Below are 14,641 nucleotides of genomic sequence, written 5' to 3' on the forward strand. Positions count from 1 at the left end.
TAAATAATCAAGTTTATCTTGAAACTGATTATACTGATATTCACCATCCTTTTAAGTTATTTCTGTAGGCAAGGGTTGTTCGTTATCTTTTTGTGGTAAAGAAGGCATTTCCGCCGAAAATGAAGTTATTCAAAAATTACCTGAATTAAAACCAGGAATACTAGCAATTGTTATTTTAACATTAACGATTTTATCAATACTATAAGTTTTATTTTTTAAAAATCCATTTTTTTTATAAAAATCAAAAACACTAGAAATAATATTACCATTACCATTGTTATAAACAATATAGAAATCAGAATATCCAGTATCAGAGGGTAATTGATTTCTAACACTATTAGTTTGTAATCAACCCTTTAAATAGTTACTAACACTTGTATTAACAAAAGAACTATTTAAAATCTCAGCAAACTCCAACTCACAACTTTTACCACATCGACCGGGATTGGTGGCTCGTTTTTGTCGTTTTATAAAGGATTGTTCCATATCGGGTTTTGGTGGTTGTCTTGTATCAAAGAAAGCACCTAATGGTACCAAACCAATAAACAATTATAATAAAATCAAGAAACAATCTTATGTATCTCATCTACACCTTAAAACTCTCTTTATCGCTTTAAAAGCGTCAGAAAATTTATAATGATTATGTTGTGGGCATTTGCAATTAACAACTTGCATTAGGGGCTTTCTAAAAACTTTATTAAAGTAATAACCCCTAATAATTAACTTAATACCAGTTATTAAGAAATAAACGATTAATAATCAAAGATAAACATTAAAAAATACACTTTGAAAATTTAATGGTATAAAATCTTTAAAAAATTAACCCCCTTTAATTTGAAGAATCGTTAAAAATACTCAAATTATAGTAATAACACTATGAAGTATGATAAAAAAATGTATAAAACTTAAAACGCTTTTAAATCATTTAATACTTAATATTTTCTTTAACTTTTTCATTTTTTAACTCCTTTCAAAGTATTTTTTTATTCAGTAGGTCCTCGTAAAATTAAATATATTGTTGATAAAATACAAATCGTCCCTAAAATTTGGAAAATCGGATGTTTGGAAAATAACCTTATCATTGGTTTAAACAAATCTAAAATTTTAATATTATTTGATAGAACTTTATTAAAATATTCTAAACCCTCACGCACATGGGCTCATAAACCTAAAAAGTCATTTAAAGCAAAAATATAAAAAACAGCAACAAGAATAAATAAAATTATCAATTTAAACATTTTAAAAACCTACCTTTTTATTCGCCGTCCATGTTGGTTAACTCACGGTCTATTTTTATGACTATTACCACTGAATTTCTTAATTGGACCACTAGATGATTTTTTCTTAGCTCCTAAATTAGCAACTGATTTTTGATATTTTTTACGAAATCCAACTTTTGGTCGTTCAATATGAATACCTAAAATGCCGCCAATTACAAGATTTATCAAAAGCATAATTAGTGGAAAAATAATAATGCGAATATCTGTTCCAGGAATGGTTAAAGTTCAAATTAAATCAAAAACTTTATAAAACGTATCGCCAATCAAACTAGCCATTTTTTATAAGTTTTCCATTTTTTTAAACTCCTTTACTTATTTTTCTTATTCAGATTATTTTTTAACTTAGTAAGTATCTTACTGAATTTTTCCATTTTTAAATATTCTAACGCTTCAATATCCATTACATTATCATTTCAAAATTTATGTTGATAATTATCATTCAAAGCACGATTATTTAATTCACGCAAGAATGATAAATATTTATTATCATAAAGGTTTAAAATTGACATCGGAATTTTTAATTTAAAGAAATAAATGTCTAATTCCGGAATGCTACGATACTTGATTTTGCGACCTTTTTTATCGTTTTTAGCATTAATTAAAGTTAATCGTCATTGTTCGTATTCACTTACGGATTTAAAAGTGCCATAAATAACTTGTAAATAAGGACGAAAGATGCTAACTGGTTTTTTTCTAATACCAACAATTATTGAATTAGCAATATCGCGAACTTTAGCTCATATATGTTCGGCTCGTTGTCCGCTTGCTAATACGATATGAGTAAATTGCCGTGCTGAAGCAAAATATTCTTGTAAACCTTGGGCCGCCCTATCATTTTCTTTATAGTCAGTTCCTTCTAAAAATAAGTTGGTTTCATCTCATAACAGCAAATGCTTTTCTTCTAATATCGGATAATTATAATCTAATAAAGACATATGCCCTAATGAAAGCATTTGTTTATCCGTAATCGGAAAAGTAGAAATTGTTTTTCAACCACTTAATAAGTAAGAAGCCAAAACCATTAAAACAGTTTTTCCAGTCTCTAAGGCGCCAATTACTAAATTTAAGGGTGAATTTAATAAGAAATTAATAAAACTACGACAAGCAAAAAAATGAGAAATTTTAGTATATAAAATATACAAAGCAATTAATAAATAAATAATATCAAATAACATTCGTTAACTTTGGGGATTATAATAATGCAAAAGCACACCATAAAATCACGCAATAATAAATAAAGTGCGATTTAAAGCGACAAAATCATATAATCTTAAATTTATTTTTTTAAACAATAGCACCACTTAAATCACACTTTCTTTATTTTTATTACTATCTGCAGGGCATTAATTTTTCAAACATTTTGAAAGCGATTAAAAATAAACCAATAATCACACCAAGCAAGAAAACTCAATATGTAGCAAAGAAATTAACAACATTTGGGATATTACCACCAATAATATCAGTTCAAATATTGCCGAACTCTGTAATCAATGCTTTTCATAAGTTAGTAACCGCTTGTTCACCAGTAATTGCTGGTGGTGTTGTTACTCCATCAAGAAAAATTCTAAACATATAATCACCCCCTTTATAAACAAAATATGATTTAACCGTATAAAAAAAATAACCATAAATAAGACAATAAATACTAATGCCATCCAAAAAGCAATGTTTGCTATTAAAAGTCAAAGTGTTTTTTGAGTTAAATCAATTTCTTTACCAGAAACCCGCGCCAGAATGGTTGTAATTTGAATAAATAAATCTCAAAAATACAACTTTGTTATTTCTCAATCTAAATCTTTTCAAACAACTAAAAACATAATAATTATCGCTTAAAAGGTCAAAAGAGTAGAAAAATAATGGCCGGAAACAGCATTACAATTATTAAAATTGAAAACAAAAATATAACTTGAGGTGGTAAATCGGCAGTTGGATAAATTAATTCAATTAACTCAATAATTATTTTTTTAAACATTTTCTAAAACCTACTTTTTAATTTCTTTTTCATCTTGTTCTAATAAATCTCGCTTAAACTTTGGAATAAATATTCTTTGTGCATAAGTAAAATCTTTTGGTAGCTGTTTTGCTTCACTACCATATTTCTTTTTATCTTTAAAAAACCGATAAATATTAACAGCAATATAATATGCTAGTAATAATGTTAAAATCGTAAAAAACACTAATTCAAAAATACTCATTTTTCTTTTCTCCTTAATTTTTTAATTAATTTATTGTTTTAAACAATTATGTTCAAAAAAATCAACATAAAGTCAATTATCACCAACTAAATCAGTTCTAACAGAATCAACTGCAAATTTAGACGCTCAAATTTTTTGTTCTAATCCGGTTTTTTTATTAATAGAATATATAAACTCTTGACAATAATCTTTGCCAGGATCATCCACACTAACTCATATTTTCATTTCTAAAACTCCAAAACTATTTTTTTATTACATCAAATCAAAAAATTGCAGTAACTTAGTTAAATAACTCACTCATCCATAACTAGCAGGCGGAGCATACGCTTTCCGCACTGCTTCGCCATTATAAATATCAACCAAGATGTTTTTTTTATTTACCTTTATTCTTAAGGTACCTTAAAACACCTTTAAAATTAATTTTTAAAATAATTAAAACTTACATCTTTTTTATCATTCTCTTTTTCGGCAATAAAAAAATTTAACAATTCTGGCCCTATAATCAAATTAGACTCCTGCTCTTTCTTATTAACTGAAACCAACTGATACTCACCATTTCTAATTATTCCAATACAAATAGAATTTTCATATCTTCCTTTATAAACAAATCGCTTTGAAAATCAAATACCAATAGGATTACTAAATCACGGAATTTCTGGTGCTTTAATAAGAATTGCGTTTTGTGTTTCTTTTAAAAGATATTTTTTAGTATTTAAAAAAATATTTTCAATATTTCTCACATACATACCATCCTTACAAATATATTTAGTTATATTAAACTAAGTTATATTTAACTTAGTTATCTAACTAAGTTAAATATTTATTTTGTTAAACATTTATGTTTAACAAAATTTGTTAGTAAACTTCGTTTACTAATTAACTTAGTTTATTACTATCAAGGCATAAAAAAATACAAGGCATAACTAAAAATAATAAATATTAATTTAACCTTATATTTCTTGTAATAAATAAATGAGCTCGTATTTATTTATTAATTAAAAGCAAGTTTGTAGAAACCAAAATCTTGTCATATGTATATGGTTTCCACAAATTACTAAATGCTGTATTCAAATGGCAGTTGATAATAATAACAATATTTATGTTAAATCCACAAACACCAAACGTTTACAAAAACAATGAGTTATTGAAAATATGAACAAAGAATTAATTAACCAAAATTCAATTATTATTTCTGATATGCAAAAATTATATTTTTTAGTAGCAAAAAAAATTCTACTTTATGTGTAACTAAAACAACAATTAATTCTGAAGCTAGTTATCGTAACTTAAATAAAATCAGTAAATTACAATCTAGTCTTAAAGAAGCCTTAATTCATTATCATGGTTTAGGTTTTACTAATATTCAAAATTATTTAAATCTCTGAAAATGAAAATACCAACATAAGTTTTTAACTCCAAACCAATAAACAGCGGTATTATATTTTAATGTATAAAAAATTAAAGTAAAAATAGTAATTTTACATAAAAGCCTTTTAAACTTATTAAGTTGATGATTTTTTTTATTTTATCAAGAGTTTTCGACAAAATTAAAAAAAAAATTATAAAAAATTTTTTTAAATTATGATAGCTAATTATATAATTAATTGTAAGGAGAATAAAAATGAAAAAAATTAGTCGTAGTTTTTCAGTTAAAGGTTTTTATACATTGATTTTTGCTATTGTTGGTACAATTGTTTTAATTTGAGATTTTATTGATTATTTATTTTTCCATTCTTATTTAGCAAAATATGATTTATTATATACTGATAAAGGAACAATCTTTATTTCTTTTTTTACGCAACAAACTAATATTATTGTTATTATTTATTTTTATTTTGTGGCATATTTTCATTTTACTTATCAAAAACTAGACATCCATTCCTTTTTGATTCGTTTATTTGTTACGGTATATATTGCTGTTACTTCAATAGTTTTTATGGCTGGTTTATTACCAGGAATTGTTAATAAAACTACATATGACCTTAAAGGTTGAATTTTTACAATATTTTTACATTTTATTATTCCGATAGGAATGCTTATTTATTTTTTTTGAATGTCAGGTAAATTTCATTATGATTTACGAAGATTTAATCGTCAATCTTTATATAAAGTTTATATGTATCCATTTTTTTATTTTTTGTTTATAATGGTGCGCGGTGAACTTCGCCATCAAAATTCATTTATTGATAGTCTTTATGATAAATTTCCCTTAGAAATTTTTGATTTAGAATATCCCTATTGATTTTTAAACTATCATCATTATACTTATGGTATTGCAACAATTACAGTAACATTTTTATTTTTATTTATATTAATTACTGGGTTAACTTATTTATTCATTTCATTAAATAATGTTATTTTTGAAAAACGACAATATCGTCATTCTAAAATGGTGCGCAGATAATGATAATTGGAATTATGGCGGCAATGAGCCAAGAGTTAACAATTTTAAATAAGGAATTAAGTAAAATTGCTAAAAAAACAGATATTAGTGAGGATTTAGTTGTATGAAATTATCTTGACCACCAAATTATTATTACTGAAAGTGGTATTGGAAAAGTTAATAGTGCTATTAATACTTATCATTTGTTACAAAATTATAATTTAGATTTATTAATTAATATTGGTAGTGTTGGCGCTATTAGTGAAGAAATAAAAATTAGTTCATTATTCTTGGTTCAACAAGTCTTTTATTATGATGTTGATTTAACAGCATTTGATTATAAATATGGACAATTACCAAAATTGCCACAAGCATATAATTGTATTTATGAACCTTGAAAAAAATTTAGTAAAAATAATAATATTATGATAACTAATCCCGCTACAGGTGATAGTTTTATTAATAGTGTATCACAAGCACAAATAATTCAAGAAAATGTTGGTAAGAAAGTAACAATTGTTGATATGGAATGTGCAGCTATTTTTCAATTAGCATATTTACAACAATGTCCCATCTTAGTTTTAAAAGCAGTTTCGGATAATGTTTATCATCAATTAAAAAATATTAATCAGTTTAATAAGAGTTTAGAAAATATTAGTCGGAAGTTGACAAAAATAACATTGAAATTAGTTGCTGAAATTATTAGTAAAGGGAGAATTGAAGATAATGGTTAAACATTATATTTTAGGTTTATTAACTTGAAGAACAATATATAAAGTTATTGCTATTAGTTTATGTATTGTTGTTTTGGTAATTGGTTATTTGATAGCTTTATTTGATTATCAAGGAACAGCTTTTGATGAAACCCCTGCTAATGGTCGGAGTGGTAATTATTTAAGTTTTTTTGTGGTGCAAGTAAATATTTTAATTTTAGCATATTTTGTTAATGCGTTAGTCTTTTATCGTAATGAAGGATTAACAAGGTGGACTAAATCAACGGCTAAAATTGCTTTTTCTGTTTATGCATCATTCACTTTATTAGTTTATTGAATAATTATTTTTCCATGAGTATTAATATCCACACCGTATACTATTAAAGGTTGACATTGGATTATTATTGCGTTTCAAAACGGTATTATTCCTTTACTGTTAATTATTTACATTGTGATTATTAGTTATGAAGATATAATCTATTCAAGAAATTTTTTTCGTTGAAAGCTATGAATTATTATTTTATATCCCTTAATTTATTTAATGTTTATTTTAGTGCGGGGCGCATTACGCTTATTAGATCATAATAAACACCCAGATTTATTTACTACTAATGGTAAGATTGATTGGATTAAAATTTATAATTATCCATTTCTTTCATATAATCAAGAAGTTTCTTTTATTAATTTTGATGGTGTATTTACTTTTATTTTCTTTATGATTATTTTTACTATTTTATTATTATTTTTAGTATGATTTTATGTGTATATTTTTAATTATCGTTATGATATAAAACATAAAAGAAAAAGGAAATAAAAATGAAAAATTATCGTAAAATTATTAATTATTTATATTTAGGAGATTATCAATTAAAACCAGCATTTTGTGAATTTATTGTCAGTGCTGCGAGTGATTTTTTTGTTCAAAAAATTCCTAATCTTGATGACCAATCAGAACAAGTTTATTTAAGCGATGATAAAAAAGAATTATATTTAAATTTGTTAGATTATCCAGAAATCGGTACCTTAGACAAAAAAGTTTTAAAAGCAGGTTTAAATTTTATTGATGAACATCTTAAAGAGGAAGAAAATGTTTTCGTTCATTGTGTTTGAGGAGTTAATCGTAGTGCTTCATTAGTCTTTATTTATTTAGTTATTAATAACCATTTATCACAAGATAACTTTCATAGTGCTTGAAAACAATTTAAAAAAAATTATTCCCGTGCTAATCCGAACCCAGCTTATTGACATTATTTGAATCATGAGTTTCCTTATAATGATTTAAAAAATAAGTAAAATCTTTTTTAGTAATTAAGGAGAACATAATGGAAAAAATTAAAGGCTATTTAAAAACAATTGTTTTTGAAACTAATGGTTTTATAATTTGTAAGTTTTTGTTACATGATAGTATTAATCGTTATATTTTTGTTAAAGGTTATTTATTTAATTTGCAACCCGAACAGTTATATGAACTACAAGGGCAATTTGTTAGTCACCCAAAGTATGGTAAACAATTTCAAGTTGAACAATATGAAACAGTAATTATTGAAGACAATGAATATTTAGTGAAGTATTTGTCATCACCATTATTTCCGACAATTGGTAAAACTACAGCTCAAAAAATTATTGATTATTTACAAGATGATGTTTTAAATAAGATTTATTGTGATGATAAGATTTTATTTAATATTGGTATTAAAAAAAATCAAGCGCAAATTATTTATGAACAAATTAAAAAGCAAAAAAATGATCATCAATTAACACAATGATTTTCACGAGCTCAGTTATCTTTTGATTTATTGCATAAGTTACAAGCACAATATGGAGAAAAACTTTTACAATTAATAAAAGTTAATCCTTATGTGTTAAGTGATCAATGTGAATTTTGAACTTTTCATAAAGCTGACCAACTTGCTAGAGTCTTAGAAATTAATCTTGATAATGTTTCGCGTTTAGTATATGCATTAAGATATATTATTCGTCAAGAGTCCTTTAAGACAGGACATAGTTATTTTCCAGTTAATATAATTTTAAAACAACTTATGAAGTATAGTATTTTAGATGAAAAATTAATTAATCAAGTAGTAATGCAAGCTGTTAATGAAAATAAAATTATCGTTAATAATAATAATTTTTATGATATAGAAATTTATTATAGTGAAATTTTTATTGCTAAATATTTAAATCAATTACAAAAATTAGATAATAATATTAATGATGCTGTTATTATTGAAGATATTCATATTATTGAACAAGAAAATAATATTAGTTATAATAACAAACAACAATTAGCATTATTAAAATTTAGTCAAAAAAATTTAACCATTATTAATGGTGGACCAGGGACAGGAAAAACAACTTTAATTAAAGGAATTATTGCTTTATATCAAAAAAATTATCCTCATAATACAGTTGCGATTTGTGCGCCCACAGGAAGAGCCGCTAAACGATTAAAAGAGCAAACTAACGTTGAAGCGATGACAATTCATAAATTATTAAAATGAGATTTGCATCACAATAAATTTAATCATAATGAAACTGAGCCATTAAATTTTGATTTAATTGTTGTTGATGAGATGAGCATGGTTGATACAATTTTATTTAATAATTTATTGGTTGCTAGTCCTAATTTACATAAATTAGTTTTAGTTGGTGATAACAATCAATTAACTTCTGTTGGTAGTGGCAATGTTTTAGGAGATTTATTACAAGTATCACATTTAAATATTATTAGTTTACAGAAAATCTATCGTCAACTTGAAAAATCAGAAATTATTAATTTAGCATATCAAATGCAACAAAATAATTTTAGTTATGAATTTACTAATAGTAATGAAGTTCAATTTATTGAATATGATCAAATCCAACAACTTTTAGAAAATTTGGCAAAGATATTTTTACAATTAGTTAATGAAAGCAATATCTTTGAAGTTCAGGTTCTTGCTTCAATGTATAATGGTCGTTGCGGCATTAATGCAATTAATGAAATATTGCAAGAAGCATATAATCCTTTTTGTAAAGATAAAATGCAAATTAAAATTGCAACAACTATTTTTCGTGTTGGTGATAAAGTAATGCAAACTAAAAATGATAGTGAAAAAGATATTTATAATGGTGGTATTGGGATTATTGATAGCATTATTACTAATGAACAAAATAAACAAGTTATTATTGTTCGTTATGAGCAAAGAATTATTGAATATCACCATCAGGAGTTGAATAATCTTATTTTAGCTTATACTATTTCTGTTCATAAATCACAAGGTAGTGAATACCCGTTTGTAATAATGATTATTGACAGTAGTGCAACATATATGTTAAAAAGAAATCTTATTTATACGGCCATTACTCGCTGTCAAAAGAAATTATATCTTTTAGGTCAAAAAAATATTTTTATTAAAGCTGTTAATTCATTAGAAAAACCACGAATTACAACATTAGTTAAAAGATTAATGGAAAATAAAATAATCCATAGTGGTAAAATATCATCATAAATGACATCATCTAATAAGTGAAAAGTGAGGGATATTATGAAAAAGAATGTATCGCCAATAGTTATCTTTTTTTGATTAATACAAGTTCTTAATATTATTAGTGCTTGTTCTTTAAGTGTTAAAGATTTAAACACTTTAAATAGTATACAATCAATTATTTATCAATCAAATAATCAATATAATAAACTACAACAAGAGATTATTAAAGAAGAGTAATTTATTAAGCGCCCTCTTCATAAATAAGGCAAAATTTAAATATTTTGCTGATAGTGAAGCAACCAATGATATTAGTAGTAATTTACAAGTGAAAGGGGATATATGAGAAACTATTTCTGTTGGGAATGATGAAAAGTATTGAACTGGTACTAGTAAACCATTACTAATGAGTCTTATTGGTCCATTTACTGAAATTGCTAATTTTGGAAATCCATTGCAAACAATTCCAACTTTTAGTTATAGTAATGGTAGTTTTTATGTATTTTTATATAACAGAATTCTAAAAGGTGATCGGACTGGTAACTTTCAAGAGTTAGGAACGATGCCTATTTCTGATGCTTTTTGAAGTGCATTAGTATATAATGACAATATTTATATGGGAACAATAACCAAAAAACTTTTTAAAGGTAATAAAAATGGTAACTTTCAAGAATTAACCAATTGAACTGGCGGGATGATTTGAAGTCTTGCTGTTCATAATAATAATTTTTATTTAGGTACTGATACGGGGAAAGTTTTTTTAGTTAAAGATTCTAATACTTTTGAAGAAATATTTAGTTTTTCTGATAGTGGTGCTAAAATTATCAGAATAGGTTCTTTTTTTAATTTTGTCGAAAACTCTTGATAAAATAAAAAAAATCATCAACTTGATAATTTTAAAAGGCTTTTATGTAAAATTACTATTTTTACTTTAATTTTTTATACATTAAAATATAATACCGCTGTTTGTTGGTTTGGGTTAAACCCTTATGTTGGTATTTTCATTTTCAGAGATTTAAATAATTTTGAATATTAGTAAAACCTAAACCATGATAATGAATTAAGGCTTCTTTAAGACTAGATTGTAATTTACTGATTTTATTTAAGTTACGATAACTAGCTTCAGGATTAATTGTTGTTTTAGTTACACATAAAGTAGAATTTGTTTGTTTTGATACTAAAAAATTAATAGGTTCTTTTAATAATAGTTTATATATTGGTGTTAATTATGGAACAAGTGGCAGTAAACTCTTTAAAGAAAGTACAGTCGGTAATTTTACTGAATTAAGTAATTTTGATAAAAATATTAATGATATGATTTTTGTTAACTTGGTCGCAGGAATTAGAAATTTAGTATTTTATAATAATAATTTTTATACTAGTAATTTTGCTGGTTTTATATTTAAAATAAATCTTATCACTTTTATTGTTATAATAAAAAAAATTAATATTCCCTTTAATTTCTTTTTTAAATATTAATTTATCTGAGTTTAAAACATATAACCCGTTTTCTGTACAAATATACATATTATTAATTTTATCAATTATAATAATTGAATTAATTTGACCATTAATTCCATTAATTTCTGTTGGTGTTATTTCACCCGATTTCAGAACATAAATATCATCAAAAGTCCTAAAATAAACATTATTATGCGTATCAATTACAATTTGTTGAATTTGACCATTAATTACTAAAATTTGATTTGCTTTTAATTCTCCATTTTTTATAAATTGAGGATTTCCATCAGAATAACCATTTGTTCAAAAATATGAATTATTGTTACTATCAGATACAACTGTGTTAATAACATTTCCAACAAATGCATAAATTTTTCTGGATTCTGTATCTCCATTTCTTAAAACAAAAGTTCCATTCTCTCTTGTTTGAAAAAAAATATTATCATTATTATCAACAATAATTGAATAAACGCTACTAAAGTTTGGAACTATTGTTTCCTCCACTTCAATTATTATATTTTTTTCAGATTTTAAAATATATGTTCCACCATTAAATCCAGAAAAATAAACATTATCATTACTATCTATTGCAATGTTACTAACAGCAAATTTAAAATTAATTTTTGTTGGTGTTGTTTCGCCATTTTTTAAAATATATGCTCCACCAGCGAACAATGTATAATAAACATTATTTTTACTATCAACAGCAATTGAAATAAAGTTTTCATTAATTCCAAAAACAATTGGATCAATATTTCCTCTATCTTTTAAAAGATAAGATTTATCTTTTTTTTGTAAATAAACACCATCTTTAAAAATTTGAATATAATAAACTGGTGTTTCAATGATTTTAATAACTTTTGTTTTATTATATTCTAAAAAATAAAGTCCATCATCTGTTTCAAAATAAGCATTATTCTTATTGTCAAATATAATTTGATTTATATTTTCATTAATACCAGTAATTTCTATAATTTGTAATTCATTTTCTTCAAATTTATTAGAATTAAATATTAATTTATAATTACCACTTTCAGTATTAACATAAATTTTAATTTTGTAGAAAACTCTTGATATTTATTGAATATATTTAATTTTAAGTATATTTTTAATATGATATAGGTGGATAATAATTATGGAAAAAATAATTCAAGAACTAGTAAATACTTTAACAGATGATCAATTTTTAGAATTTTATGAAAAAGTCAAACAACAAGCAGAATTAATAAAAAAACAAAAACGTTTAAATGAAATTGATCAAAAATTTAGATCACAAGGTATTAAATGCCCTAAATGTGAATCTTACCATTGCGTTAAAAATGGACATAATTCAGAAGGAAAACAAAAATATTTATGTAAAAATTGCCGCGCAAGTTTTGGTGCTTTTCGTAATCATTTTATTTATTGAAGTCATTTAAATTATGAACAATCAAATTTATTGATTCAAATTTCATTGCTGGGGCAATCTAGTAAAACAATTTCTCGTTTTATTAAAACTACATTAAAAACTGCTTGATATAATCGTCAAAAATTAATGAAATCAAAATAATTAGAAAATACCCAATTAAAATTTAAAAAATTATCTGGTAAAATCCAAATCGATGAAACATTTATTAAAGAAATTCATAAAGGAAATTTCAAACATAAAACTGATCCACGAAGAATTTACCTTGACACATTCGCAAATAATACTAAATGCTGTATTCAAATGGCAGTTGATAATAATAACAATATTTATGTTAAATCCACAAACACCAAACGTTTACAAAGACAATGAGTTATTGAAAATATGAACAAAGAATTAATTAACCAAAATTCAATTATTACTTCTGATATGCAAAAATTATATTTTTTAGTAGCAAAACAAACAAATTCTACTTTATGTGCAACTAAAACAACAATTAATCCTGAAGCTAGTTATCGTAACTTAAATAAAATCAGTAAATTACAATCTAGTCTTAAAGAAGCCTTAATTCGTTATCATGGTTTAGGTTTTACTAATATTCAAAATTATTTAAATCTCTGAAAATGAAAATACCAACACAAGGGTTAACTCCAAACCAACAAACAGCGGTATTATATTTTAATGTATAAAAAATTAAAGTAAAAATAGTAATTTTATATAAAAGCCTTTTAAACTTATCAAGTTGATGATTTTTTTTATTTTATCAAGAGTTTTCAACAAAATTAAAATAATTTTTATTGTGTAAAAATTCAATAATATGATAAAATGGTAATGAATAAAAATGACAATAACAAGAAGGGTAGGGTTAGTTTAGTAATTAAATAATATAATTAGCTGATTGTCTTGCTTCTTGAAAGCAATACCTAAGAAAACTAAACGCGACCCGTTTTATGTCGTAGATATAAAAGATGATATTTATGTGCAAATTAATGATAGTGATTTATATTTTGTTATTGATAAAAAATATAATTTGGTTAAAACAATAACGCCAATAAGTCAAGAGCGTTTATTAATTATTATTAAAGGAGGAAATGACTAATGTTTTTAGTAACAGGTAATTTACAAAATGGACAAACTACTTGGGTAATGTTAGGTTTAATTATTATTATTGTAGTTGTAATGATAGTTTCTTCAATTCGTAAACGAAAACAAGATAAAATTGAAAAAGAAAAGCGTCAAAAAGAAGTTAGAGATAAAATTAAGCAGTATTTAAAGATTAATGATAATATTGCTCATAAAAGAATTGAATATGATAAAGTAATTGCTAGAGCAGGTAAAGATTATAAATATCGTGATGTTTTTGATATTGTTATCAAATTATATGACTCAAAATCAAATGCGTTATATGCTACTAAAGCTTTTGAAGTTGAAGGTTTAACAAAACAATTAAGTAAAAAAGAATATGAAACAACTTGAAAAGTTAATCATGAATTAGAATTAGAAGCTACTTTAATTCGTTTGCAAAAAGAACAAAAGAAAAATTATTGAAAGATGACTAAGGCTGAGCGAGCACAAGTCAGATTAGAGCGCAAGGAAGCAAAAATAATAGAAAAAGCAGAAATTAAAAAAATTAAGCAAGAGAAAAAAATCAAAGCAACTAAAAAAGTTGTTCAAAATAAAAATGAGGTTCTTATTAAGCGACAACCTAATGAGAAGTTTGGTGCTAAAAAATAAATA

22 protein-coding genes are annotated in these 14,641 nt (G+C 24.4%); 12 read left to right on the forward strand and 10 right to left on the reverse strand.

Annotated features, from left to right (window positions below):
- Window positions 1-51: 51 nt before the first annotated feature.
- The 9 genes from I5Q57_RS05100 to I5Q57_RS05140 all read right to left on the reverse strand — a co-directional run bounded on the left by I5Q57_RS05100 (window position 52) and on the right by I5Q57_RS05140 (window position 4,215).
- On the reverse strand, window positions 52-549 hold the full coding sequence (locus tag I5Q57_RS05100) for a hypothetical protein (RefSeq protein WP_215825521.1): 498 nt from the start codon (window positions 547-549) through the stop codon (window positions 52-54).
- 434 nt (window positions 550-983) lie between these two features.
- On the reverse strand, window positions 984-1,238 hold the full coding sequence (locus I5Q57_RS05105) for a hypothetical protein (RefSeq protein WP_215825522.1): 255 nt from the start codon (window positions 1,236-1,238) through the stop codon (window positions 984-986).
- Between the two features lie 9 nt (window positions 1,239-1,247).
- The gene (locus I5Q57_RS05110) at window positions 1,248-1,556 is read right to left on the reverse strand and encodes a hypothetical protein (RefSeq protein ID WP_215825523.1); all 309 of its coding nucleotides are present in this window, start codon (window positions 1,554-1,556) and stop codon (window positions 1,248-1,250) included.
- A gap of 32 nt (window positions 1,557-1,588) precedes the next feature.
- Window positions 1,589-2,455, reverse strand: coding sequence for a hypothetical protein (locus I5Q57_RS05115; protein ID WP_215825524.1), 867 nt, complete (start codon window positions 2,453-2,455; stop codon window positions 1,589-1,591).
- A 154-nt stretch (window positions 2,456-2,609) separates the two neighbouring features.
- Window positions 2,610-2,852, reverse strand: a complete 243-nt coding sequence (locus tag I5Q57_RS05120) for a hypothetical protein (RefSeq protein ID WP_215825525.1) — start codon at window positions 2,850-2,852, stop codon at window positions 2,610-2,612.
- Entirely contained in the window at window positions 2,825-3,097 is a 273-nt protein-coding gene (locus I5Q57_RS05125; RefSeq protein WP_215825526.1) for a hypothetical protein, read from the reverse strand. Before I5Q57_RS05125 ends, I5Q57_RS05120 begins: the two co-directional genes overlap by 28 nt.
- A gap of 165 nt (window positions 3,098-3,262) precedes the next feature.
- Window positions 3,263-3,475: a hypothetical protein gene (locus I5Q57_RS05130; protein WP_215825527.1), complete on the reverse strand. Its 213-nt coding sequence runs from the start codon at window positions 3,473-3,475 to the stop codon at window positions 3,263-3,265.
- Between the two features lie 30 nt (window positions 3,476-3,505).
- Entirely contained in the window at window positions 3,506-3,700 is a 195-nt protein-coding gene (locus tag I5Q57_RS05135; protein ID WP_215825528.1) for a hypothetical protein, read from the reverse strand.
- Window positions 3,701-3,891: 191 nt separating this feature from the next.
- Complete coding sequence (locus tag I5Q57_RS05140) at window positions 3,892-4,215, reverse strand: hypothetical protein (RefSeq protein WP_215825529.1); 324 nt, start codon at window positions 4,213-4,215, stop codon at window positions 3,892-3,894.
- Between the two features lie 331 nt (window positions 4,216-4,546).
- On the opposite strand from I5Q57_RS05140, the gene I5Q57_RS05145 reads away from it, so the two are divergent.
- The 8 genes from I5Q57_RS05145 to I5Q57_RS05180 all read left to right on the forward strand — a co-directional run bounded on the left by I5Q57_RS05145 (window position 4,547) and on the right by I5Q57_RS05180 (window position 10,906).
- A complete protein-coding gene (locus I5Q57_RS05145; protein WP_215825530.1) occupies window positions 4,547-4,723 on the forward strand; it encodes a hypothetical protein in 177 nt (58 codons plus the stop codon).
- Between the two features lie 373 nt (window positions 4,724-5,096).
- Window positions 5,097-5,879: a hypothetical protein gene (locus tag I5Q57_RS05150; RefSeq protein WP_215825531.1), complete on the forward strand. Its 783-nt coding sequence runs from the start codon at window positions 5,097-5,099 to the stop codon at window positions 5,877-5,879.
- A complete protein-coding gene (mtnN, locus tag I5Q57_RS05155) occupies window positions 5,879-6,592 on the forward strand; it encodes a 5'-methylthioadenosine/S-adenosylhomocysteine nucleosidase (protein WP_215825532.1) in 714 nt (237 codons plus the stop codon). Before I5Q57_RS05150 ends, mtnN begins: the two co-directional genes overlap by 1 nt.
- Window positions 6,585-7,385 carry a hypothetical protein gene (locus tag I5Q57_RS05160; RefSeq protein ID WP_215825533.1) on the forward strand — a complete coding sequence of 267 codons (801 nt, stop codon included), beginning with the start codon at window positions 6,585-6,587 and terminating at the stop codon, window positions 7,383-7,385. Before mtnN ends, I5Q57_RS05160 begins: the two co-directional genes overlap by 8 nt.
- 2 nt (window positions 7,386-7,387) lie before the next feature.
- Window positions 7,388-7,864: a dual specificity protein phosphatase family protein gene (locus I5Q57_RS05165; RefSeq protein WP_215825534.1), complete on the forward strand. Its 477-nt coding sequence runs from the start codon at window positions 7,388-7,390 to the stop codon at window positions 7,862-7,864.
- 29 nt (window positions 7,865-7,893) lie between these two features.
- Window positions 7,894-10,062: an SF1B family DNA helicase RecD2 gene (gene recD2 / locus I5Q57_RS05170; protein ID WP_215825535.1), complete on the forward strand. Its 2,169-nt coding sequence runs from the start codon at window positions 7,894-7,896 to the stop codon at window positions 10,060-10,062.
- A 36-nt stretch (window positions 10,063-10,098) separates the two neighbouring features.
- Window positions 10,099-10,278 (forward strand): hypothetical protein, encoded by a 180-nt coding sequence (locus I5Q57_RS05175; RefSeq protein WP_215825536.1) that lies wholly within the window; start codon window positions 10,099-10,101, stop codon window positions 10,276-10,278.
- A gap of 88 nt (window positions 10,279-10,366) precedes the next feature.
- Window positions 10,367-10,906, forward strand: coding sequence for a hypothetical protein (locus I5Q57_RS05180; RefSeq protein ID WP_215825537.1), 540 nt, complete (start codon window positions 10,367-10,369; stop codon window positions 10,904-10,906).
- Window positions 10,907-11,388: 482 nt separating this feature from the next.
- Here I5Q57_RS05180 and I5Q57_RS05185 read toward each other — a convergent pair whose 3' ends face one another.
- On the reverse strand, window positions 11,389-12,174 hold the full coding sequence (locus tag I5Q57_RS05185; protein WP_215825538.1) for an NHL repeat-containing protein: 786 nt from the start codon (window positions 12,172-12,174) through the stop codon (window positions 11,389-11,391).
- A gap of 460 nt (window positions 12,175-12,634) precedes the next feature.
- Here I5Q57_RS05185 and I5Q57_RS05190 point away from each other — a divergent pair, with 460 nt between their 5' ends.
- From I5Q57_RS05190 to I5Q57_RS05205, 4 genes are all read left to right on the forward strand, one after another.
- Window positions 12,635-13,048: an IS1/IS1595 family N-terminal zinc-binding domain-containing protein gene (locus tag I5Q57_RS05190; protein WP_215825539.1), complete on the forward strand. Its 414-nt coding sequence runs from the start codon at window positions 12,635-12,637 to the stop codon at window positions 13,046-13,048.
- Between the two features lie 30 nt (window positions 13,049-13,078).
- Window positions 13,079-13,552, forward strand: coding sequence for a transposase (locus I5Q57_RS05195; protein WP_501985960.1), 474 nt, complete (start codon window positions 13,079-13,081; stop codon window positions 13,550-13,552).
- A gap of 262 nt (window positions 13,553-13,814) precedes the next feature.
- Window positions 13,815-14,003, forward strand: a complete 189-nt coding sequence (locus tag I5Q57_RS05200; RefSeq protein WP_215825540.1) for a hypothetical protein — start codon at window positions 13,815-13,817, stop codon at window positions 14,001-14,003.
- On the forward strand, window positions 14,003-14,638 hold the full coding sequence (locus I5Q57_RS05205) for a hypothetical protein (RefSeq protein ID WP_215825541.1): 636 nt from the start codon (window positions 14,003-14,005) through the stop codon (window positions 14,636-14,638). The genes I5Q57_RS05200 and I5Q57_RS05205 overlap by 1 nt, the downstream gene beginning before the upstream one ends.
- Window positions 14,639-14,641: the final 3 nt, after the last annotated feature.

The organism is Spiroplasma endosymbiont of 'Nebria riversi' (genome assembly GCF_018831625.1).
Classification (GTDB): Bacteria; Bacillota_I; Bacilli_A; order Mycoplasmatales; family Nriv7; genus Nriv7.